This is a genomic window from Pacificibacter maritimus (assembly GCF_003814915.1).
GTDB classification, from domain to species: Bacteria; Pseudomonadota; Alphaproteobacteria; order Rhodobacterales; family Rhodobacteraceae; genus Celeribacter; species Celeribacter maritimus.
Map to the genome: position 1 here is coordinate 308,201 of NZ_RKQK01000003.1, position 21,691 is coordinate 329,891.

Below are 21,691 nucleotides of genomic sequence, written 5' to 3' on the forward strand. Positions count from 1 at the left end.
ATCACCCCGAAATTCCAAGGATGTCACGGGCCTCGTCGGTGCTGGCCAAATCGCCGCCCAAGTCGCCTATGATGCCAGCCGCTTTCGTGACCAATTGCGCATTGCTTTCACAGTACTGGCCCTTGGCGATATGGGCTGTATCTTCCATACCGATGCGAATGTGACCGCCCAATAACCAAGCTTGCGCTAGCATTGGGAAAGCATTGCGCCCGATTCCAAAAGCAGCCCATTGGGTGCCTTCAGGCAATTGGCTGACGAGATAGGCCATGGTGGCAGGATTGGCGACAGCGCCAAAGCGCACCCCCAAGACCATCTGCACCATCAAAGGCGTTTTCAACACGCCGCGTGCCACAAAGTCTTTCACCATATGCAAATCACCACTGTCGAATATTTCGATTTCAGGGGTGACGCCCGCGTTATAAATGCGCCCAGCCATGATTTCCAAATTTCGCGGTGTGTTGATCACAGAAGCTTGGCCCGACCACATGGTATTGAAATCCAATGTACAAATCTCAGGTTTGAGCGCTTCCACATGGGCGACACGTTTTTCGGGCACACAAAGAGTTGACCCTTCTGCGGCCACCTTAGGATCAATGTCAGACGGGATAAACCGCCCGCCTTCGCCCGTTGTCAGGTTCAGCAAAACATCTTTGTTTTCAGCGCGAATGCGTTCAAACAGTTCAGAATACAAATCAAGACGCATCGACCCTTTTGTCGTTTCTGGGTCACGCACATGCAGGTGAACGATTGCAGCGCCCGCATTGGCGGCATCCAAAGCCTGACGCGCAATCTGTTCAGGTGTGACAGGCAAATTGGGGCTGATTTCTGGCGTCATTAGGTTGCCAGTAATAGCGGCGGTCAAGATAGTTTTGCGTGCCATTTTATGCGTCCTTCCAATCAGAAACTGCGGCTTTAAGAGTCTCGACGATCAGATCAATTTCAGCTTCCGTAGATGTGTATGAGGGGGCCAAAAGCACGTGATCACCGTTTTTGCCATCGATGCAGCCTTGCGAAGGATATGTCATGACACCACGCGCTTTGGCGGCTGCACCGATCTGCATTGCCACGCCTTGAGCGGGATCAAAGGGGGCTTTCGTGTCGCGATTTTCCACCATTTCGATGGTCCAAAACAGTCCGCGCCCACGGATATCGCCCACATGCGGATGATCTTTGAAAGCCTCACGCAGACCAGATTCAAGCTGTGCGCCGCGTTTGATCACATTGTCCAAAAGGTTATCTTCTTCAATTACGTGCTGCACCGCCAAAGCGCCCGCCGTGGCAATCGCATGTGACATGTAAGTGTGGCCATTCCAAAGTTTGCCACTGCCATCCTTGATCACATTCACAACCTTTTCAGCCGCAAGAACCGCCGCAATGGGCTGGAACCCAGCGCCCAAACCCTTGGCCATTGTGGTGATATCGGCAGCGATGCCTTCTTGTTCTAGGGCATAGGTTGTGCCCGTGCGCCCCATACCGCTCATCACCTCGTCGGCGATCAAAAGCACGCCATGCTTGTCGCAGATTTCGCGAACCCGCGCCCAATACCCTTTGGGAGCAGGCTGGGTGCCCAAAGATGCGCCAACAACAGGCTCTGCGACAAAGGCCATCACAGTTTCCCCGCCTAACCGCGCGATTTCTGCATCCAAAAGATCTGCCATGCGGTATCCAAAATCTGTTTCATTCTCACCATCATGCTGCATACGATAAGGGTACGGCGCGTCAATGTGATTGACCTCGATCAAAAGCGGCGCAAAAGGCGCACGTCGCCCTGCATGACCGCCTGTCGCCAAAGCGCCCAGAGTGTTTCCGTGATAGCTGGGCTTGCGTGCGATAATTTTGTGGCGCTCAGGCTCACCTTTTTCAACGCAGTACTGGCGCGCCAATTTAAGCGCGGCTTCCATCGCTTCAGAGCCTGACCCAAGGTACATCACGCGCCCAGCGCCCGTCCCTTTGGGGGCGCGGTCAACCAAAAATGATGCCAAATCTTCGGCGGGTTTATTTGTAAACGACCCAGTGTGGGCGAAAGCCAGCTGATCAACTTGGCTTTTGATTGCTTCGCGCACCTTTACATTATCATGCCCAAGGCAGGAAACAGCCGCCCCACCACAGGCATCTAAGTAGCGCCGCCCCTGATCATCTATAAGATAATTTCCATCACCTGACACAACCACAGGCAAGTCAGACGCGAGGTCTCGGTGAAAAACGCTGCTATGGGTCATGTCGATCCCCTCTTTTGTCTTGTATATAAACTCACGTTTTGTATATTAAACAAAGGATCACATCGCAAGGCATATCTCTGATGACAAGCGCATTGAGCACCATAAAGGTTTTGGACTTAACACATGTGTTAGCAGGCCCCTTTTGCAGCTACCAATTGGGACTTCTGGGCGCAGATGTGATCAAGGTCGAAGATCCGAACAATCCAGATTGCGCAAGAGGGCGTGGACCTGACGATTCGCTAAATGCTGCTGGGCTTGGGCTGAACTACCAAGTGCAAGGCGGCAACAAACGCAGCCTTGCATTGGATTTACGCCAGCCCGAAGGCATCGACGTGTTTCGCGCCTTGGCCAAAAACGCAGATATCGTCATTGAAAATTATACCACTGGCGCTTTAGAAAAGTTGGGCCTTGGCTATGAGACCTTACACAAGATCAATCCAAGGCTGATCCATTGCTCCATTACAGGCTACGGGGATACAGGCCCACAAGCCGAACACGGCGCTTATGACAATGTTATTCAAGCCACCAGCGGCACCATAGCCCAATGTGGCGGCATCAAACCTGGCGTGTCTTTTGTAGATTATGCCACGGGCTATGCGGCAGCTTTTGCTGTGACAGCCGCCCTGACGCAACGCACACAAACAGGCAAAGGCACACATATATCTGTGTCAATGCTGGAGGTGGCCATGCAAATGATGGCGCCCGAAGCCGCGGCAGCACAGCACGCGGCACCTGTATCGCGCGGCAAAGAGGCAGGCATTGCAAGTTACGACACCAAAGACGGCCGCTTGATGTTAGGCGCATTTCGTCCTGTGCAATATCGCAAACTCGCAGCCCTATTCAAAAGCCTTGGCCACCCGCTGCCAGCTTTGGAAACAATCGCTGATTGGCCAGACGTCTGGGCCATAGATGAAAACACCAAAGCCGCAATCGGCAATATTTTCATGACTGCCGATGCTGACATGTGGGTTTCGCGTCTGCGTGCAGCGGATTTACCTGCAGAAAAATTTAAGACCTTAAGTGAAGCCGTAAATCTGCCCCAACTGGCAGCACGGGGCTATTTTCAAAACGGTCACGATGGCGCGGGCCCAGCCCTGCCCCTGACCGCGTTTCATTTGGGCGGCGAAAGTGCAACATTGCATAAAGCACCACCAGCCCTTGGCCAAGATTCACAGGAAGTTTTGATCGAAATGGGCTGGGATCAAGAGAAAATAGAAAAACTGTATGAAGCAGGCATCGTGACATGATTCAATTAACCGCCACACTTTGGACCGAACTGCCCGATGCGTTGCACCATACAGGGGAGCCATCGCCTTGGGCCAAAATGACACGCCCAGGCCTGCAAATGCATTCCTTTTTGGAGGCTGCTTTTTTTGACGCGGATAACAATCTGTGGCTCAGTGATGTGCCCTATGGGCGGGTGTTTAAAATCACACCATCAGGCCAGTGGACCACAGTGCACCAAATTGATGGCGAACCTCATGCTATGCGCATCGCGCCTGATGGGCGTCATATTGCGGTGGATTACAAACACGGCCTGATTGAACTCACAGGCAAAGCCGATTTTGATGTGATAAGCACAGGCGAACCTGAATTTTTGGGTCTGTCTGACATGACATACGGCGCTGATGATGCACTTTGGTTTACGGATAGCGGGCGATCAAGCCTCAGTGATCCAACTGGGCGCGTTTATCGTTGGCAAGATGACAAGTTGCGTTTGGTGCTTGATTGCGTGCCCTATTCCAATGGTATCGCAGTATCGCCTGACAATGCTTGGGTCTATGTGGCCGCCACCCGCGCCAATCAGGTTTGGAAATTTTCAACACGCCTGCCCGAAATAGGATCGCCCATGGTGGGGACATATTTACAACTGTCAGGCGGGCTTGGCCCCGATGGGCTGGCCTGTAACAGCCTTGGCTGGCTCGCCGTAGCTCAAGCCCAAGCGGGGCGTGCCTATGTCTATGACCCAATGGGCGATCTGATTGCCGACATTCGACTGCCGCGCGGCGCATGGACAACCTCAGTCACATTCGATCCGCTAGATCCTTATCGTCTCATCATCGTTGACGCCCAATTTGCTGGCGTTTTCACCTGTAACATCCCGAATTCTAGGACTTAATCACATGAAAAAAGAAGACCTTCACGGCTATGTCCCCGCCATCGCAACGCCCTTTAATGAAAAGGGTGACATTATGGAGGACGCTTTTGTCGATCTGTTCGAATTCCTCATTTCACGCGGCGCGACTTGTATCTGTATCGCGGGCGACAACGGGGAAAGCTGGGCTTTAAATGCCGAAGAACGGGGCCGTTTGGTGCGCTTGGCGAAAGACACATCCAAAGGCCGCGTGCCTGTGATGATGGGGATTTCAGCCCCAACCATCGATGCCTCATTGGCCTATGTGAAAGCTGCCGAAGACAATGGCGCGGATGTTTTGTTGTCCATGCCGCAGACCTATGTTTTGAAAGCATCCGAAGCAGAACTCATGGGCCGCTTCGATAAAGTATCAGCCGCAACAGATTTGCCGTTGGTGCTGTACAATTCACCCCGCCGTATGGGCTTTTCACTGACCATCGATCAAACTGAGACATTGCTGAACAACCACAATGTGATCGGCATCAAAGAAAGCCAGCGCGACTTTTTCTATCACACGCACCTGTTGGCGCGTTTGGGCGATAAATTGTCGGTCATGACTGGCCCTTGCCACTACATCATGCCTGCCTTTGGTCTGGGTGCGAAAGGCTTTATCGCCACGGGTCCAGAGTTCACCGATCTTTTGCCATCTGAAATGGCAAGCGTCGGCACTGGCGCCCCCGATGCGACATATCGCAAAGCGCACAACCAACTAACGGTTCTTTATGAACTCTTGATGGGTACAGCCACTTGGCCTGCCTCTTTCAAAGCGGCACTCAATCTGATCGGTCAACCAGCTGGTGTGCCACGCGATCCTGTGCATGCGGCAACATCTGCGGATATCGACAAAATCAAACGCACATTCGATCAATTGGGCATCTCATATAAATGATCCGACTTGTCCCAAACCAGTCAGACCAGATTGAAAGATCTGGTCTGGTGACCTTCTCGTTTGAAGGCAAGCCTGTGCAAGGGCACGCAGGCGAAATGCTTGTGTCTGCCTTGCTGCGTGCAGGGTATCTAAACCTGCGCCACGCCCCTATGGATAAAGCGCCGCGCGGGGCCTTTTGCTGCATGGGCCTGTGCCAAGAATGTGCTGTGCGTATTCAAGGCCAAACGGTTGAAGCCTGCCGCACCGAAGTCGCGGAAAATCTGATCGTGGAGCGCATCTGATGTCAGATCATTTTGATATCGCAATCGTCGGCGCGGGGCCAGCTGGCGGCAATGCCGCTTTAACGGCGGCGCAATCCGGTTTGCGTGTCGTTTTATTAGATGAACAACCTGCTGCGGGCGGTCAGGTTTGGCGCGGGAAATCTCCAAGCATTCTTTCCGCTCCGATGACGCCCGAGACCAAAGCAGGCAATGATCTGCGCCATGCAATAGACCAAAGCCAAATCAACCATATGTCGGGCACCCGCGTTTGGGACATCCGCCGCGATGGCGATAAGTGGTCATTGCAAATCCTGTGCGACGCGCAATCGTTGCAGATCACCGCGACATCTGTGATCCTTGCCACGGGCGCGCGCGAATATGTTCAGCCTGTGACAGGATGGACCACGCCTGGCGTCATCGGCCTTGCAGGTGCCACGGCTTTGTTCAAACAATCGCTCTCATTGCCTGGTGATAAAACTGTCGTGAGTGGCACAGGGCCGCTTGTGTTTTTCGTTGCCAGCGAAATTCGCCGATTGGGCGGCACTGTTGCGGCGATCGTGACGCCAAACACACGCGCCGATTGGGCACGCGCCTTGCCATCCATGTTGCAGCACCCCAAACTTTTGGCGCGGGGCGGGGTTTGGATGGCAGACCTGATGCTGGCGGGTGTGCCCATTCTTTGGGGGCATGCCGTGTCAAAGGTCTGTGGCGATGACCACGTAACATCTGTGCAAACCCAAGCTTTAGAAAGCGACAAACAAGGCCCCATATTCGAGGCCGACAGCCTATGCCTTGGGCACGGTTTGATTCCGCAAATAGAGGCAGCTCAGATGTTGGGCGTGCCCATCCATCATGACCCTGCTTTGGGCGGCTGGGTGCCTGATGTCTCCCCTGACGGCGTGACACCCGTTAAAAACCTTTATCTTTGCGGCGATGGTTGCGGTATTCGCGGCGCCCTTGCGGCGGGTCTTCAAGGGACACTCACAGGCGCACGTGTCGCGCGCGATTTGGGCAAAACAGCCCCTGCGCCGTCAATCCGAGCATGGCAACGCGCCGCAGGGTTTGGCAAAGCGATGACGGGCCTGAGCATCGTGAAACCAAAACTTGAAGCACTGACCAGCGACGACACGATCCTGTGTCGCTGCGAAAGTTTGAAACGGTCGGATATTCGCGCTGAAATCACCACAGGCGCAAAAAGCACCAATGCGGTGAAATCGGGGCGTCGTGCGGGCATGGGCCCTTGTGGAGGTAAATACTGCCAAACGGTGATTGCAGCTTTGATAGCCAAAGAAACTGGTAAACCTATCGGCGCCATTCCTCCGTCGACGCCGCGCCCTCCTTTGCGTCCTGTCCCATTAGGGCAAGCTGCAGGGGACTTTCATTATGATGACCTTCCCATCCCGAAACCGGCACCGCTATGACTGATCAAACGCACTATGACATCGCGATTATCGGGGGCGGCATTATGGGCTGTTCCACAGCATTGCGCCTTGCCTCAGGCGGCATGTCTGCCATCGTTTTGGACCAAGGCGATCTGGGCCAAGGCGCCTCTGGCGTCAACGCAGGCACGCTGAGTTTACAGATCAAGCGCGTCAAGTTGATGCCTTATGCTCTCAAAGGTCATCACCTTTGGGAAGAAATGGGCGATGCAGTGGGCTTTGCTAAAACCGGAGGATACACGCTGGCATTCAATGCGCGCGAAGCTGAAATGCTACACGAACGCCAAACAATGAAAGCCAAGGCAGGCGCGCCGATCGAATTTGTGTCGAACAACCGATTGCGTGCAGCAGAACCCAACTTGACCCAAAAAGTCCAAGCGGCAAGTTTTTGCCCCGAGGATGGCTATGCCAATTCATCTTTGACGGGGCAATATTACCGTGGTCGATTGCAAGACGCAGGCATCCCCTACCGTGAGGGCTGCAAGGTGACAGCCATCGATCAAGGCGCGGCCTTCACTTTGCACACAGCGCAAGGCAAGATCACAGCGACACGTATTTTACTGGCCGCTGGTGCTTGGCTAAAACCCTTAGCAGCCCTGTTGGATGTGGACCTACCTGTAAATGCACGGGTCAACACGGTGTCTGTAACCGAACGCATGCCCCCTTTGATGAGCAGCGTCATAGGGCACGCCACGGGCCTTTTGACCATGAAACAAAAAGCCAATGGCACAGTGTTGGTTGGTGGCGGGTGGCAAGGATTAGGCACGCCGCAAGACGGGCGCGGCACTGTCAACACGGCGACTGTAAAACCCAATCTTGCCCTTGCACAATATGCGGTGCCCGCCTTGGCTAAGGCCCGCGTGACACGGAGTTGGACAGGCTTTGAAGCGAATGTCCCAGATTTTTACCCGCTCGCAGGCGCATTGCCGAATGTGCCCAACGCCTTTGTGCTGGGATGCGTGCGCGGAGGCTATACCATCGGGCCTTACATTGGGCAGTTGATGGGAGATTCCATATTGGGCCGCGAGCCCGAAATGCCCCTGTTTGATCCAGGGCGCGATTTTGAAAAGGATACGATATGACCCAAGACCCAAGCCGTTTGGATGGAAAAGTAGCAGTGATCACAGGGGGTGGCAGCGGAATTGGCGAAGCAACAGCGCATGTTTTTGCGCAGGCTGGTGCAACAGTGATCGTCACAGGCCGTCGTATAGAGCCTCTTGAAAAAGTGGCCAAAGATATCGGCGGTCACGCGATTGCATGTGATGTGTCCAACCAAGATGACGTGCGCGCTATGTTCACCAAAGCCAAAGACATCGCAGGACGCGTCGACGTACTTTTGAACAACGCAGGCGGCCCCGGCCCTATCGCACCTGTTGCTGAGGTTGACATGAATGAATGGATAACCTGCATGAACATCAACTTGGTTGGTGCGATGTATTGTTTGCAAGAGGCCGCCAAAATCATGACCGCGCAGGGTTCAGGATCGATTATCAATATGTCATCCTTAATGGGCATCCAAGGCTACCCGATGAGATCGGCTTATGTTGCGTCTAAATTTGCTTTGATTGGCATCACTGAAACCATGGCCCGCGAACTTGGGCCTGTGGGGGTGCGTGTGAACGCCCTGATGCCTGGTGCTGTGTCTGGTGCAAACATGGACCGTATTTTGGCCAAACGCGCCGAAGCAGAAGGCCGCCCAGCCGCAGACATAGAACGTGAAAACTACACTGACGTTGCAGCCCTAAAACGCTGGGTCGCGCCAGAAGAAGTTGGCCGCGCAGCGCTTTACTATGCGAGCGATCTGAGCTCAGCCATCACTGGCGACAAAATGAAAGTAGATTGTGGACGTTTCTAACGCCACGAAGGGAGGATTTAGAATGAACATTGAAACTTTGACATTACCCTTGCCTCACGATTGGTTTGCCGCCCAAACGTCATTGCCGAAAAACCGTTTTCGCATGTCGCGTTTGAAATCAAGCGGCAGTGCGATGCAAGGTCTCGCCGCACGCGTTGCACAAGCGGCAGGGGCAGCAGATGTTGCCCCTTCAGATAGTACTTTGGACAGCGCGCAAAAACTTTTTGACAGCTACTTTCGGGTCGAACGTGCTGCGGGTTCGCCGGTGGATATGCTGCGTGCAGCCATGGCACAGGCTTTGCCTGTCTGTGTTGCTGATATCGAATCGGGCGCCGAACTGACCGAAGAACAGCTTGAGACTTTGGCGCGCGGTCTACACCGCCTTGCCGATTGGGCTTTGATTCCTGGGGATATGCCAGAGTTCACCCCAACCATCCGCACCGCCGATGCTTTGTTTCGTTGGAAGCAGCAACATCAGCTGTTTTTCTTGATCATTCACGGAATGCTTTATCTTTTACACGTTCTGGAAGAAGCTCTTGACCGCGAACACGCCCCAGTCACGCAAGCGATTTTGAGCGACTTTGCCGACCTGATGCAGGCATCGACTGTTGCCTTTCATCTTGCTGCGGATTTTTCTGCGGACAGCTACGAAAACCTGATCCGTCCTGATATGACAGCCCATGATCCGCATTTTTCAGGATTGTTTTATGCCGACCACAAAGAATTGGTCGTCAGCCTGCGCGTGCTAAAGCGTGTTCCTGATGATTTTGAAGAGGAATTGGCACGGATCAATGATGCGATCAGCGAAACATATGACGCACATGCCCGTGTGTGTTTGCGCTTTGTCGGGGACACAGCCAGCCTTGCATCGAAAGATGACAGTCGTGTCGCCGCCGAGAGCATTCGTGGTAAATATATGAACCGCACCAAGGTGATCGCGGGACTGAACAAACCGCGCCACTAAAAGATGACCACGTTTGATGGATAGAAAAAGCCCCGCAGAAAATTTCTACGGGGCTTTTTACATCTACGCCTGACTGACGCGATCTATTGTTTGCTTTTCTCAATTTCTAAACGCTCGACAGCGCCAGATCGTAGCGTTGCGATTTGATCCAATAGACCTTGGCGATTAACCATCACATGTGGATCGCCTTCGGCGCGCTCTGCCAAAGCCTGACGATCTTCATTTAGACCATTAGAAAATCCATGCGTGGTCAGGTGAACATCGATGCCTGCGTCACTATCTTGAGCACGTTCGTTCAGGTCATCCAGACTTTCGATAAAGGCCTCAACCTGCGATGGGCCTTCGATTGCATTCAGGCCCAGCCCCCCGATTGTGACCGCCCGATAGGTTTCACCTGCATCTTGAACGTCAAACATGTAAGACGCCGTGCCCCAAGTATGACCGGGAGTTTCCAGCGCCGTAAAAATGTTGTCGCCCAAGGTGATTTTGTCATCCGTGGCGACAACCAGATCAGTTTCGATCATATCCCAAGCGCGGCGCCCACCTTGCGATGCTGCGGCATCTTTGGCGGCTTCATCCCAGCCTTTTTGCGTCATCACAAAGGTCGCATTTGGCAAAAGCGGTTTCAAAGCCGCCGCCCCGCCCACGTGATCAAAGTGACCATGGGTCATCAAAACATATTTGATATCAGCAAGATCAGTGCCCGTTTTGGCAATATTTTCCAGCAGTGGCTTGGTAAAAGGACCATAAAGTGTGTCGATCAACACGGTGCCTTCCGTCGTGTGTACCAACCACGATGACACCCAACAAATGCCAACATAGTCAACATTATCAAAGGGCGCCCATGTGTCTTGGATTTGCGCCTCTGGTGTGCCGAGCCATTTCCCGAGATCTGGTGGCATTTGACCTGTACGGCCAAATTCACCGAACTTCGCCATGATCGGCCCTGAGGGACATCCATCAAACAGCGCTTGACCAAAAGCTGGCATGGCGGTTCCCATGGCCAAGGCAAGTGCCACCCCTTTTGCAATCTTAAATTTCATCGGTCTTCCTCCCTTTAGACTGCGCAAAATGCGCGGTTATTCTGTGCATTACACTGGAATAAACTTTCCTGGATTCATCAAGTTTTGAGGATCAAGAGCCTGTTTAATCAACCGCATAGCATCCAGTTGACTGGGCTCTTTTAGCTTCAGCATCACGTCAAGTTTGCTTTGACCAATGCCGTGTTCTGCTGAAAACGATCCGTTAAGACGCGACAACACCTCAAACGCATAGTCTTTGGCCGCTTCCAAAGGCAACTCATCCCAGTTTTTGCCTTTTGCAGCGGAAAGCGTGTAATGCAGATTGCCATCCCCGAGGTGTCCTACAGTAATGGGTTGAAACCCAAGCTCGGCCATTTTGACATCCATCTCAGCAACAAAATCGTGGATCACAGCCAAAGGCAACGAAATGTCCAAAAAGTAGGCTGGTCCATTTTCGGTGATTGATTCAAGGATCGATTCGCGCATTGTCCAAAGATCAATCCGCTGCTGTTCTGATTGAGCGATCATCGCATCCACGACAACCTCGTCTTCCATCAGCTCTGCCAAGGTGGCAAACACCAGATCTTGCAAACGGGTTTCCCCCTCTTCCCCGGGCTGTGCGTCATCTTTGCGATTTGATCCCACTTCGAAAAATATTCCTGTCTTAGCAGGCGCTTCCAAGGGGCGCTTTGTGTTTGGAAAAGCGTGGCAGATCACATCGATGGCCACATCTGGCATGTATTCAAAGGCCTCCACTGCGCCGCCTGTGCGATCTTGCAAAGCATTCAAAACGCGGGGCGCGTCGGCCAAAGCGGCCAAGGACAAAAAGCCCGTTGTGCGGGCTTGTGGCATTGCGGCAAGTTTAAAAACCGCAGCCGTGATAATGCCCAAAGTACCTTCAGCGCCGATCAAAAGGTTTTTTAAGTCATAGCCCGTGTTGTCTTTGCGCAGTCCTGTGAGCGCGTTGATGATTGATCCATCTGGCAGCACAGCTTCGATGCCGATGCAGGATTCACGGGTGGTGCCATATTTGACAACATTCGATCCCCCTGCATTTGTAGATAAAGCGCCGCCGATCATAGCGCTTCCCTGTGCGCCAAATGTGAGCGGAAAAACGAGATCGTTTTCGGCTGCGCATTCTTGAGCGTTTTGCAAAATAACGCCCGCTTCCAGCGTCATGCTGCGCCCATCAAGATCGAGATTTCGGATCGTATTCATACGCTCTAGCGATAGGATCAGGCTTTTGTCGTCAGGCAAGGACACCCCGCCGCCGCACAGCCCCGTGCGCCCGCTTGATGGCACGATTGAAACACCAAAGGCGTGGCATAGGGCAACGATTTGTGCCACTTCATCTGTGGACTTAGGGCGCACGATTGCGAGCGGAGTGCCAGAATGATAGCCTGTCCAGTCTTGGCGGTAAGGTGCGGCCAATTCGTCATCGCCAAGCATCACATGTGACGCCCCAAGGACTTTTACACAATCATTCAAAAAATCTGCGTGCTTTTGGTCCATCGTATCAGGCATTCAATTTGTCCTATGGTTTGATCAGTCGTTGATTGAGTCGCGCTCAAAACTACCATGTTACATGGTGGTGCAGGCTGTCAATTAACATTGACCAAACCATGACCCTAGGCCACAAAGTATCTGACCTTTATCTCAAGTGCAGGCATATGGACCCGATCCCGTTACAAACATCCGTTACCGAACAAACCGCGCAGCGCCTACGCGAAGCGATTATCCTAGGGGAATTCCCTCTTGGCACGAAGCTATCGGAGCAAAAACTAGCAGATCAATTGCAAGTCAGTCGGTCACCTGTGCGCGAAGCCTTGGTTTTGTTGCAAACTGAAGGGCTTGTGCGTGTTTTTCCAAAACGCGGGACCTTTGTTTTTTCGCCTGACGACAACCTAACGCGCGATTTATGTGAACACCGCACCCTGTTGGAAACCGCCTGTGTGGCTCTTGCCATCGAACGCAACCACGCCCGCCTTTTGAAAGACCTCAAAGCCAGTTTCACCCATATGCAAAACGCTGTAAGTGCCGAAAACACCATAAATTATTCCCGTGGTGATCTCGCATTTCATCGTGCCATCATCAAACACAGCGGCAATAGTTCGATGATAAAAGTCTATGAAACTACAATCGGCCCCATCATGGCGCTGCGCACGCATCTGTTTACCATTACGGGCATTCAGCTAGACAGATCCATGGAGCAGCACCAGCAGATCATAGAAGCCTGTGCCGCGAGAGATGTGGGCCGCGCTCAAGCTTTGTGCACGTCTCATATCCGCCACCTATCAGATCATGTATTTGAAGCGCAGCTCGGATAACCAAGTGGGCCTGTGGCATCGATTTGCGGAACACCACAAACACGCAAATACTGCGCTAATCTTGATCTATTGATGACTTTGCATTGATGGTGCTTTGAACCAACGAACAGGCTGCCGTGATATCCATTTCGGGCAAGGGTTTTTGTGCAATCTGCGCTGCTTCATCGGGGGATAGGCCGAGGCCGCGCAAGATAGCGGTGACCACATGTGATCCATGGGAATCGGACGCCTCGCCCAGACTCACGCGCAAAAATGCAAAAAGAGTTGCCCCTGCAACCATATCGAGTGCGACATTCAAAGGACCGTCAACAAAGCGGCCTTGATCAATGCCCTGTCGGATTTGCCGCGCCATGTAGCCGCTGATCAAGCGTTCAGGTCCAGCAGCTTCAAGCCCAACTTGGGTTATGAAACTGGCCAACAACGGATTGCTGCGCGCAAATTGGATCATCAATCCAATGCTCGCTGCGATTCTTTCAGCGGGATCTTCAAAATCACCTACGGCGTCATGAACCAGCGCGATAAATTCGTCGCGCAGCTGATCATTTACGGCCAAAAGCAATTCTCTGTTGCTTTGAAAATAATTGTAGAAAGTACCACGGGAAACACCTGCTGTTGCAATGACATCATCAATAGCAGACGCGCCAACACCTTTTTGCGCAAAGACAGGCATGGCACTTTCAATTAAACGCTGGCGCGTTTTGGCACGTCGATCCGCCCCTACCCGTTTACGATGATCTGTTTCTTGATCGCCTGACATCAGAATCTCCCTTGGCTCTCGCAGATAGCACATTTTCGTGAGGTTGGAAATGACACTTGCATCAAATTGACAAAAATGTCACTTCACAAGCAAGTTATTCCGACTGAGGTCTTGGCTCATTGCTAGGCATAGCGGCGGCGCACCAAATGAGTGCGGGTCGCAGCTTGTGCAAATCCACTTCAAGAGCGTGAGGTGGGTCGTTTTGTTAAGACTTCATCGGGCAAAGTCCCGCCTATGGCGAAGCACACAAAGGAATCTTCAATGAGACAACATCTCATGACTGCACTATTGGCCTGCATCTGCGCCCTGCCCACAACGGGCAACGCCCAATCACCGAACGTCAAACTTGAAACAGTGGTTTCAAATTCAGCCGAAGTACCACGCGTGTTCTTTGGGCGCGTTGTTGCGCGCGAAACAGTAGATCTTGCGTTTCAAGTCGGTGGTCAAATCGTCGAATATCCCGTCGAAGAGGGGACTGCGGTTAAAGCAGGTCAATTGGTAGCGCAATTGGATCAAGAGCCTTTTGAATTGGCGCTCGAACAAGCGACAGCCCAAAAGGTTCAAGCGGATCGCACAGCACAACGTTACCGTGAACTGGCGGGAAGCTCGGTCACGGAAACCACATTGCAAGACTCCGAAACTGATGCCGAACTGGCAGGAATTGCCTTGAGAACCGCCCAGCGCAACCTTGAGCAAACCACACTGCATGCGCCGTTTGATGGGATTGTTGCCGCACGCATCGTGTCAAACTATTCCACCGTTGCTGCTGGCACTTCGGTCGTGCGCTTGCATGACATGTCCGATCTACGGATCGAAATTGATGTGCCTGAAACCTTGGTACAAAGCGTTCGTCCTGGTCAATCGCTGAACGTGACTGCGCAATTCCCATCAATTGACAAAGCCTTTCCACTTGAGCTGCGCGAATTCAATGCTGAAACAGAACAAACTGGTCAAACCTACAGCATCACTCTTGGTATGACGCCACCTGAGGGCCTGAACATTTTGCCTGGTGCCTCTGCTAAAGTGACGGTTTATTTCAGCACTGGTGAAGAAGGCATCATTGTTCCAGCTTCTGCGATCATTACAGAAAATGACGGTTCAACCAGCGTGATGGTATTCGACCCCACGGGCGCGAATGAGGGCACTGTGACAACAACCCCTGTTGAAATCACTCCAACAGATACAGGCAAAGTCCGCATTCTGTCTGGTTTGAGCGACGGCCAAGAAATCGTCATTATCGGCGCAAATGCTTTGAGTGATGGCGACACTGTGCGCCGTTTCATCAGCTTCGAGGAGTAAGCTGTCATGAATATCGCACGCACATCCATCGACAGACCCATCTACACGTGGATCATTATGCTGATCTGTCTGCTTGGTGGCATCTGGGGTTTTAACTCACTTGGACGCCTCGAAGACCCAGCCTTTACCATTAAGACTGCCATCGTGGTCACGCAATATCCTGGTGCATCAGCTGAAGAAGTTGCTCTTGAAGTATCTGAACCTATTGAATCTGAAATTCAGAAAATGGGCGAAGTCGACGACATCCAGACCATGAACCAACCGGGTTTGTCATGGATCACCGTCAATATGCGCGATCAATATGGCGGCACTGAATTACCCGCGATTTGGACAAAACTACGCAACCGTGTAGGGGGTGCGGCCCTGCCCAGCGGAACATCCACACCCTTTGTGAACGATAGCTTTGGCGACGTCTACGGCATGTATTTTGCCGTCACAGCACCTGGATTTTCCAACGCTGAGATCAATAATCTTTCCGCATATCTTCGTCGCGAACTGTTAAGTGTTGAAGGCGTTTCAGATGTCGCGCTGTCGGGGGTGCCCAATGAAGTGATTTTTGTGGAACCTGACCTTGCGCTGTCCACCTCTTTGGGCATTTCAAGTTCGGTCATTCAAGGCGCGATTTCAGGCGCGAATGAAATGGTCGATGCAGGCCAAATTCAAACATCCGAAGGGCGCACTATTGTCCAGCGCCCACATGGTTCTGATAGCGAAGCAGAAATTGCGTCCCTCTCAGTGGGTATCGGTGGGAAGGTGGTAACACTTGACGACTTTTCCAATGTCTACCGTACGCAAGAAACCAACCCCGATCTCATCGTGCGTCACAATGGGGTTGCGGCCTTTACCTTGGGCGTTGCGGGTATTTCCAGCGAAAACATTGTTGAGGTGGGCAAACGTGTCGATGCGCATCTTGAAAAACTGCGTGTCGATATTCCCTTGGGTGTCTCAATCGAACCGATCTACCAGCAGCATACTGTCGTTGAAGATGCTTCAAATGCATTCTTGATCAACCTTGCCATGTCCGTGGCGATCGTTGTGGTCGTTCTCGCCATCTTCATGGGCTGGCAAGCCGCGGTTGTTGTGGGCTCGACACTCTTGCTGACTGTTGTCGGAACGCTTTTGTTCATGGCGCTAGGCGGCATTGAAATGGAACGGATTTCTCTCGGGGCACTTATCATTGCTATGGGGATGTTGGTCGACAACGCGATTGTGGTTGCTGAAGGCATGCAAATTGCGATGCGCAACGGCAAGTCATCGCGTGATGCGGCCACTGAAGCGTCGCAGAAGACGCAAATCCCTCTGCTTGGCGCGACGATTATTGGTATCATGGCATTTGCGGGCATTGGCCTGAGCCCTGATTCAACTGGTGAATTCTTATTTTCACTCTTTGCCGTGATCGGGATGTCACTGCTCTTGTCATGGGGGCTCGCCATCACAGTCACGCCTTTGCTTGGCCACTACTTTTTCAAACAAGGCGAAGCCGACCAAACCGACACTGGGTACAATGGCGCTTTGTTCCAAGTTTACGCCAAAGTTCTGCGGCTGTGCTTGCGTCTACGTTGGCTCGTTGTTGCAGCTTTGGTTGTGACGACGGTGGTCTGCTACGCGCTGTTTGGCCAGATCAAGCAACAGTTCTTTCCCGACAGCAACACGCCATTGTATTTTGTTCACTACAAGCTGCCGCAAGGGGCTTCTATTCACCAGACATCAGGCGATATTGCTGTGCTGGAAGAGTGGTTGGAAAAGCGTGAAGATGTGACAACAGCCACCTCTTTTATCGGCATGGGCGCTTCACGCTTTATGCTGACCTACAATTCTGAAGATCCTAACCCAAGTTACGGGCATATGATTGTTCGTGTATCATCTTTGGATGTCATCGAAGCTGAAATGGATGCGCTAGAAGCCTATGCCGCTGAGGCCATTCCACAAGGTGAATTCCGCGCAAAACGTTTGGCTTTCGGTCCAGGAAGCGGCGCGCCCATCGAAGTGCGGTTCTACGGTAAAGATGCTGATATTTTGCGCGACTTGGCAGATGAAGCCATCGAGCGGATGACAAATGCATCCGAAAACATCCTCACACCTCGTCAAGATTGGCGTGAACGTGAACTGGTTTTGCGCCCGATCTACGCAGATGATCGCGCACAAGATGCGGGGATTTCACGATCAGACATTGCAAGAACACTTGAGTTCGCGGTCGAAGGCTTGCCCACAGGCACCTTCCGTGAGGCTGACCGCCAAGTGCCCATCGTATTGCGCGCTCCGCAGGACGATATCGCCTTAACCGATTACGTCATTTACTCGGAAAGCGGCAAGGGCTTCGTACCTATGATGCAAGTCATTGACGGCTTTACATTCGAGGCCCAAGATACACTGATCTTCCGCCGTGATCGGGCCGATGTCATCACTGTTGGCGTGGATATCCCGCGTGACTTAACAGCAGCAGAAGTACAAGCCGAGATTCAAGAGGTTATTGAAGCCATGACCATTCCCGACGGATATTCGATGGAATGGGGAGGGGAATTGGAAAGTTCAAGCGATGCGCAAGCCTCACTTGGGAAACAATTGCCCTTTAGTATTATCATCATGGTTCTGATTTCCGTGTTGTTGTTCAACGCTTTGCGCCAACCAATCATCATTTGGCTGCTTGTGCCGATGTCCGTGAATGGTGTCAGCTTGGGGCTTTTGGCCACGGGAATTCCCTTTACCTTTACGGCTTTGCTGGGGCTTTTGTCATTATCAGGCATGCTAATCAAAAACGGCATCGTATTGGTCGAGGAAATCGATTTGACCCGCGAAGCTTCGCCTGAAATGTCACTGACCGATGCTATTGTTTCGGCATGCACATCGCGTTTGCGCCCAGTATTCTTAGCAGCCGCGACAACGATTTTGGGGATGCTGCCACTGATCAGTGATGCCTTTTTCAAATCTATGGCAGTCACGATTATGGGCGGCTTGGCCTTTGCATCGGTGCTAACATTGATCGCCGCACCTGTGCTGTACTACCTGCTGTTCGCCAAATCTGATGCCAAAGAAAAGGCAGCTGCGGCCTAAGTTGGCTGACAGAATTGCGCAAAGCCGCACTAAAAATCTAACGGGGTCAGCACGCTGCTGGCCCCGTTTTTTTACTCAAACACAGCTGCCATCACCCCAACAACTTCGAAACCTTAGACTCAAGTGGCGGCAGCCCTTCGCACGATATTTGCGATCTCGGTCAGCTTGTCAGCCAATGGGGTTGTCCTGCGCCAAACCATTCCGATACGCCGCGAAGGGCTAGGTGATTGGAACCGCGCGACCGACACATCTGCACGCTGGGTTTCTAAGGCAATTGCCATTTCTGGGATCAGCGTTATCCCCATGCCTGAGCCTACCATCTGCACCAAGGTGGACAGCGAACTGCCTTCCATCAGATAGCGCGGGCGCGCGACTGAAACATCGCAAAAACTCAGCGCTTGATCGCGAAAACAGTGCCCTTCTTCGAGTAAAAGCAGCCGCATGTCCTGCAAAACCTTCGGACTGGGCACGGGTTTGTCGATGTCATTTATAGGGCGAACAAGAACAAAATCTTCTTCGAACAGATCAATTTCTTGCAACGCAGGTTCTGATATCGGCAAAGCAACAATCGCCGCGTCTAGTCGCGAGTCTTGTAAATCTGCGATCAAAGATTTTGTCACAGATTCGCGCGGAAAGAGTTCAAGTGCAGGCATGGTTTCGGCCAGTGAACTCATCACCTGCGGCAAAAGATAGGGGGCGACAGTTGGAATAACACCTAGGCGCAACGCGCCTGTCAGCGGCCCCAAAGCAGATCGCGCGAGATCGGTCAGCTCACCAACTTGCACTAAAATCTGGCGCGCTCGCACTAAAAAAGTCTGGCCAAGACTTGTCAAATGAATGCGCCGCGCCCCACGTTCAACCAATGGCGATCCAAGCATTGCTTCCAATTCTTTAATTTGCACCGAAAGAGCTGGTTGGGAAATTCCGCAGGCCTCGGCTGCGCGACCAAAGTGTTCATGGCGCGCCAAAGCATCGAAATATCTGAGGTGTTTGAGGGTTAATCCAATCATAGGAAAAAGTTATCGTATTTAAAAGAATAATCAATTGGAATTTATAGAGATAGCAAGTTAGCCTGACTTAGAACGAGACAAATGTCACATGGAGGCAATATGGACGGAAGTAACACAAGCAAGGGCGGCTGCCCTGTAATGCACGGTGGCAACACTGGAATCGGCAACCATCCTGCGAAATGGTGGCCTAAAACGCTGAACTTGGACATTTTGCACCAGCATGATGTCAAAACGAACCCGATGGACAGCGATTACAATCACCGCGAAGCTGTCAAAGCGCTGGATTTCCAAGGCGTCTGGGACGATGTTGATAAACTTTTGACAGACAGCCAAGTTTGGTGGCCTGCTGACTGGGGTCATTATGGCGGCCTGTTCATTCGCCTGTCTTGGCACGCAGCTGGATCTTACCGTCTTGGTGATGGTCGTGGTGGCGCAGCAACTGGCAACATCCGTTTTGAACCGCTGAACTCATGGCCTGACAATGCCAGCCTTGATAAAGCGCGTCGCATTCTTTGGCCCGTCAAGAAAAAATACGGCAATGCTTTGTCATGGGCGGATCTTTTGGTTCTTGCTGGGACTGTGGCCTATTCGAACATGGGCCTAGAAGTCTACGGCTTCGCCTTTGGTCGTGAAGATATCTGGGGTCCAGAGATCGACATCAACTGGGGCCATGACAGTGAAATGCTAGCGCCAACCGATGAACGCGTCGAATCCGTGGAGGATGCAACCTCGCTGTACAATCCGTTATCAGCCTCACACATGGGGTTGATCTATGTGAACCCAGAGGGCGTAAACGGCAATCCAAACCCTGCTGAAACCGCGAAATACGTGCGAATGACCTTCTCACGCATGGCGATGGACGATGTGGAAACCGCTGCTTTGACAGTGGGCGGGCACACTGTTGGAAAGGCCCACGGCGGTCTCGCGGCTGACGAAGTAACGGGCGGCCCTGCAGATGGCGATGTCATTAATGCGGGCTTTGGTTGGAGCGATCCTGGCTTTGACGGTAACGCAAATACAGCCCACACATCAGGCCTTGAAGGCGCTTGGACAAGCAACCCAACGCAATGGGACAATGGCTATTTGGACTTGCTGTTCAAATACGAATGGGAATCCAAGAAATCACGCGCAGGCGCTTGGCAGTGGGAACCGATTGATATCGCAGAAGAGGATATGGTTCCAGACGCCACAGATCCTTCGATCAAGCACAACCCGATCATGACGGATGCGGACATGGCCATGAAGGTTGACCCTGTCTATCGTGAGATTTGCGAGAAGTTCCACAAAGATCCAGCTTACCTATCAGAAACCTTTGCAAAAGCATGGTTTAAACTGACGCACCGCGACATGGGTCCAAAAGCAAACTACTACGGTCCATTCGTGCCGAAAGAAGATTTGATCTGGCAAGATCCCATTCCTGCTGGCAACACGGATTATGACGTCAATGCAGTAAAAGCCCAGATTGCAGCGAGCGATTTGAGTGTCGCCGACTTGGTTGCGACAGCATGGGACAGCGCAAGAACATATCGCGCATCAGACATGCGTGGCGGAGCCAACGGCGCGCGTATCCGTCTCGCACCTCAAAAAGATTGGGCAGGCAATGAACCGCAACGTCTTGCGAATGTGCTTAGCGTTCTTGAACCTATCGCTGCAAAAGCTGGCGCATCTATTGCCGATGTCATCGTTTTGGCGGGCAATGTTGGCGTGGAAAAAGCCATCAAAGCGGCAGGTCATTCAATCGAAGTGCCCTTTGAAACTGGCCGCGGCGATGCAACTGACGAGATGACAGATGCTGACAGCTTTTCAGTTTTGGAACCTGTCGCAGACGGTTTCCGTAACTACATGCAGTCAGATTTTGGCACATCGGCAGAAGAGCTATTGCTTGATCGTGCACAGTTGTTGGGACTGACAGCCGCTGAGATGACTGTGCTTGTTGGCGGCCTTCGTGTTATTGGTGCCAACTTTGGTGGATCTAAACATGGGGTCTTTACACAGCGCGAAGGACAACTGACCACCGACTTCTTCGATACGATCACCGATATGGACTACAAATGGGCCACTGCCGCCGATGGTGGCACATATGTACTGAAAGACCGCGCAACGGATGAAGTGAAATACACTGCAACAAGCGCAGATCTTGTATTTGGATCGAACTCCATTCTGCGCGCCTTCTCTGAAGTCTATGCTCAAAACGGCAATGAAACAAAGTTTATCCGCGACTTTGTTGCTGCTTGGACAAAGGTCATGAACGCTGATCGATTTGATCTGTTGGCGTAACGCTTCGATGCTTTGAGCAGACAAGTTTGCCAAAGCGGCACAGCACATAAAAACAAGTAGGCCCCCACATGCGATCGTGATCGGTGTGGGGGCCTTTTTGAATGCTCCGCAATCGTATCCGATTTCCGCAATCCAAAAGCCCAATTCGATGAAGCGCAACTGCCCCTTCCCCTGATCCAGCAGCGTTT

At 52.3% G+C, this 21,691-nt stretch carries 18 protein-coding genes; 12 read left to right on the forward strand and 6 right to left on the reverse strand.

Going from position 1 to position 21,691, the window contains the following annotated elements:
- Position 1: 1 nt before the first annotated feature.
- Both EDD53_RS10780 and EDD53_RS10785 read right to left on the reverse strand, forming a co-directional pair.
- Complete coding sequence (locus tag EDD53_RS10780) at positions 2-880, reverse strand: beta-keto acid cleavage family enzyme (protein WP_123793255.1); 879 nt, start codon at positions 878-880, stop codon at positions 2-4.
- A gap of 1 nt (position 881) precedes the next feature.
- Positions 882-2,219, reverse strand: coding sequence for an aspartate aminotransferase family protein (locus tag EDD53_RS10785; protein WP_123793256.1), 1,338 nt, complete (start codon positions 2,217-2,219; stop codon positions 882-884).
- Positions 2,220-2,299: 80 nt separating this feature from the next.
- On the opposite strand from EDD53_RS10785, the gene EDD53_RS10790 reads away from it, so the two are divergent.
- The 8 genes from EDD53_RS10790 to EDD53_RS10825 are packed head-to-tail and all read left to right on the forward strand — an operon-like array spanning position 2,300 to position 9,760.
- The gene (locus EDD53_RS10790; RefSeq protein WP_123793257.1) at positions 2,300-3,466 is read left to right on the forward strand and encodes a CaiB/BaiF CoA transferase family protein; all 1,167 of its coding nucleotides are present in this window, start codon (positions 2,300-2,302) and stop codon (positions 3,464-3,466) included.
- Entirely contained in the window at positions 3,463-4,338 is an 876-nt protein-coding gene (locus EDD53_RS10795) for an SMP-30/gluconolactonase/LRE family protein (protein ID WP_123793258.1), read from the forward strand. Before EDD53_RS10790 ends, EDD53_RS10795 begins: the two co-directional genes overlap by 4 nt.
- A gap of 4 nt (positions 4,339-4,342) precedes the next feature.
- On the forward strand, positions 4,343-5,242 hold the full coding sequence (locus EDD53_RS10800; protein ID WP_123793259.1) for a dihydrodipicolinate synthase family protein: 900 nt from the start codon (positions 4,343-4,345) through the stop codon (positions 5,240-5,242).
- Positions 5,239-5,523, forward strand: a complete 285-nt coding sequence (locus EDD53_RS10805) for a (2Fe-2S)-binding protein (RefSeq protein WP_123793260.1) — start codon at positions 5,239-5,241, stop codon at positions 5,521-5,523. Before EDD53_RS10800 ends, EDD53_RS10805 begins: the two co-directional genes overlap by 4 nt.
- Positions 5,523-6,923 (forward strand): NAD(P)/FAD-dependent oxidoreductase, encoded by a 1,401-nt coding sequence (locus tag EDD53_RS10810; RefSeq protein WP_123793261.1) that lies wholly within the window; start codon positions 5,523-5,525, stop codon positions 6,921-6,923. Before EDD53_RS10805 ends, EDD53_RS10810 begins: the two co-directional genes overlap by 1 nt.
- Positions 6,920-8,023, forward strand: a complete 1,104-nt coding sequence (locus tag EDD53_RS10815; protein WP_123793262.1) for an NAD(P)/FAD-dependent oxidoreductase — start codon at positions 6,920-6,922, stop codon at positions 8,021-8,023. The genes EDD53_RS10810 and EDD53_RS10815 overlap by 4 nt, the downstream gene beginning before the upstream one ends.
- Positions 8,020-8,796, forward strand: a complete 777-nt coding sequence (locus tag EDD53_RS10820; RefSeq protein WP_123793263.1) for an SDR family NAD(P)-dependent oxidoreductase — start codon at positions 8,020-8,022, stop codon at positions 8,794-8,796. Before EDD53_RS10815 ends, EDD53_RS10820 begins: the two co-directional genes overlap by 4 nt.
- A gap of 22 nt (positions 8,797-8,818) precedes the next feature.
- Complete coding sequence (locus EDD53_RS10825; protein WP_123793264.1) at positions 8,819-9,760, forward strand: hypothetical protein; 942 nt, start codon at positions 8,819-8,821, stop codon at positions 9,758-9,760.
- A gap of 83 nt (positions 9,761-9,843) precedes the next feature.
- On the opposite strand, the gene EDD53_RS10830 is transcribed toward EDD53_RS10825, so the two are convergent.
- The gene (locus tag EDD53_RS10830; RefSeq protein ID WP_211331612.1) at positions 9,844-10,803 is read right to left on the reverse strand and encodes an MBL fold metallo-hydrolase; all 960 of its coding nucleotides are present in this window, start codon (positions 10,801-10,803) and stop codon (positions 9,844-9,846) included.
- Positions 10,804-10,851: 48 nt separating this feature from the next.
- The gene (locus tag EDD53_RS10835; RefSeq protein WP_123793265.1) at positions 10,852-12,306 is read right to left on the reverse strand and encodes an FAD-binding oxidoreductase; all 1,455 of its coding nucleotides are present in this window, start codon (positions 12,304-12,306) and stop codon (positions 10,852-10,854) included.
- A gap of 146 nt (positions 12,307-12,452) precedes the next feature.
- Here EDD53_RS10835 and EDD53_RS10840 point away from each other — a divergent pair, with 146 nt between their 5' ends.
- Entirely contained in the window at positions 12,453-13,109 is a 657-nt protein-coding gene (locus tag EDD53_RS10840; RefSeq protein WP_170162744.1) for a GntR family transcriptional regulator, read from the forward strand.
- Between the two features lie 55 nt (positions 13,110-13,164).
- Here the strand turns inward: EDD53_RS10840 and EDD53_RS10845 are convergent, their stop codons facing one another.
- Positions 13,165-13,866 carry a TetR/AcrR family transcriptional regulator gene (locus tag EDD53_RS10845; protein WP_170162745.1) on the reverse strand — a complete coding sequence of 234 codons (702 nt, stop codon included), beginning with the start codon at positions 13,864-13,866 and terminating at the stop codon, positions 13,165-13,167.
- Positions 13,867-14,127: 261 nt separating this feature from the next.
- On the opposite strand from EDD53_RS10845, the gene EDD53_RS10850 reads away from it, so the two are divergent.
- Complete coding sequence (locus tag EDD53_RS10850) at positions 14,128-15,165, forward strand: efflux RND transporter periplasmic adaptor subunit (protein WP_246002357.1); 1,038 nt, start codon at positions 14,128-14,130, stop codon at positions 15,163-15,165.
- 6 nt (positions 15,166-15,171) lie between these two features.
- The gene (locus EDD53_RS10855) at positions 15,172-18,216 is read left to right on the forward strand and encodes an efflux RND transporter permease subunit (protein ID WP_123793268.1); all 3,045 of its coding nucleotides are present in this window, start codon (positions 15,172-15,174) and stop codon (positions 18,214-18,216) included.
- A 119-nt stretch (positions 18,217-18,335) separates the two neighbouring features.
- Here the strand turns inward: EDD53_RS10855 and EDD53_RS10860 are convergent, their stop codons facing one another.
- Positions 18,336-19,226, reverse strand: a complete 891-nt coding sequence (locus EDD53_RS10860) for a hydrogen peroxide-inducible genes activator (RefSeq protein ID WP_123793269.1) — start codon at positions 19,224-19,226, stop codon at positions 18,336-18,338.
- A gap of 99 nt (positions 19,227-19,325) precedes the next feature.
- Here EDD53_RS10860 and katG point away from each other — a divergent pair, with 99 nt between their 5' ends.
- The gene (katG, locus tag EDD53_RS10865; protein WP_123793270.1) at positions 19,326-21,503 is read left to right on the forward strand and encodes a catalase/peroxidase HPI; all 2,178 of its coding nucleotides are present in this window, start codon (positions 19,326-19,328) and stop codon (positions 21,501-21,503) included.
- Positions 21,504-21,691: the final 188 nt, after the last annotated feature.

Coding starts and splice junctions, on each gene's coding strand:
- EDD53_RS10780 (WP_123793255.1), bottom strand. CDS start 880: ATGGCACGCAAAACTATCTTGACCGCCGCTATTACTGGCAACCTAATG.
- EDD53_RS10785 (WP_123793256.1), bottom strand. CDS start 2,219: ATGACCCATAGCAGCGTTTTTCACCGAGACCTCGCGTCTGACTTGCCT.
- EDD53_RS10790 (WP_123793257.1), top strand. CDS start 2,300: ATGACAAGCGCATTGAGCACCATAAAGGTTTTGGACTTAACACATGTG.
- EDD53_RS10795 (WP_123793258.1), top strand. CDS start 3,463: ATGATTCAATTAACCGCCACACTTTGGACCGAACTGCCCGATGCGTTG.
- EDD53_RS10800 (WP_123793259.1), top strand. CDS start 4,343: ATGAAAAAAGAAGACCTTCACGGCTATGTCCCCGCCATCGCAACGCCC.
- EDD53_RS10805 (WP_123793260.1), top strand. CDS start 5,239: ATGATCCGACTTGTCCCAAACCAGTCAGACCAGATTGAAAGATCTGGT.
- EDD53_RS10810 (WP_123793261.1), top strand. CDS start 5,523: ATGTCAGATCATTTTGATATCGCAATCGTCGGCGCGGGGCCAGCTGGC.
- EDD53_RS10815 (WP_123793262.1), top strand. CDS start 6,920: ATGACTGATCAAACGCACTATGACATCGCGATTATCGGGGGCGGCATT.
- EDD53_RS10820 (WP_123793263.1), top strand. CDS start 8,020: ATGACCCAAGACCCAAGCCGTTTGGATGGAAAAGTAGCAGTGATCACA.
- EDD53_RS10825 (WP_123793264.1), top strand. CDS start 8,819: ATGAACATTGAAACTTTGACATTACCCTTGCCTCACGATTGGTTTGCC.
- EDD53_RS10830 (WP_211331612.1), bottom strand. CDS start 10,803: ATGAAATTTAAGATTGCAAAAGGGGTGGCACTTGCCTTGGCCATGGGA.
- EDD53_RS10835 (WP_123793265.1), bottom strand. CDS start 12,306: ATGCCTGATACGATGGACCAAAAGCACGCAGATTTTTTGAATGATTGT.
- EDD53_RS10840 (WP_170162744.1), top strand. CDS start 12,453: ATGGACCCGATCCCGTTACAAACATCCGTTACCGAACAAACCGCGCAG.
- EDD53_RS10845 (WP_170162745.1), bottom strand. CDS start 13,866: ATGTCAGGCGATCAAGAAACAGATCATCGTAAACGGGTAGGGGCGGAT.
- EDD53_RS10850 (WP_246002357.1), top strand. CDS start 14,128: ATGAGACAACATCTCATGACTGCACTATTGGCCTGCATCTGCGCCCTG.
- EDD53_RS10855 (WP_123793268.1), top strand. CDS start 15,172: ATGAATATCGCACGCACATCCATCGACAGACCCATCTACACGTGGATC.
- EDD53_RS10860 (WP_123793269.1), bottom strand. CDS start 19,226: ATGATTGGATTAACCCTCAAACACCTCAGATATTTCGATGCTTTGGCG.
- katG (WP_123793270.1), top strand. CDS start 19,326: ATGGACGGAAGTAACACAAGCAAGGGCGGCTGCCCTGTAATGCACGGT.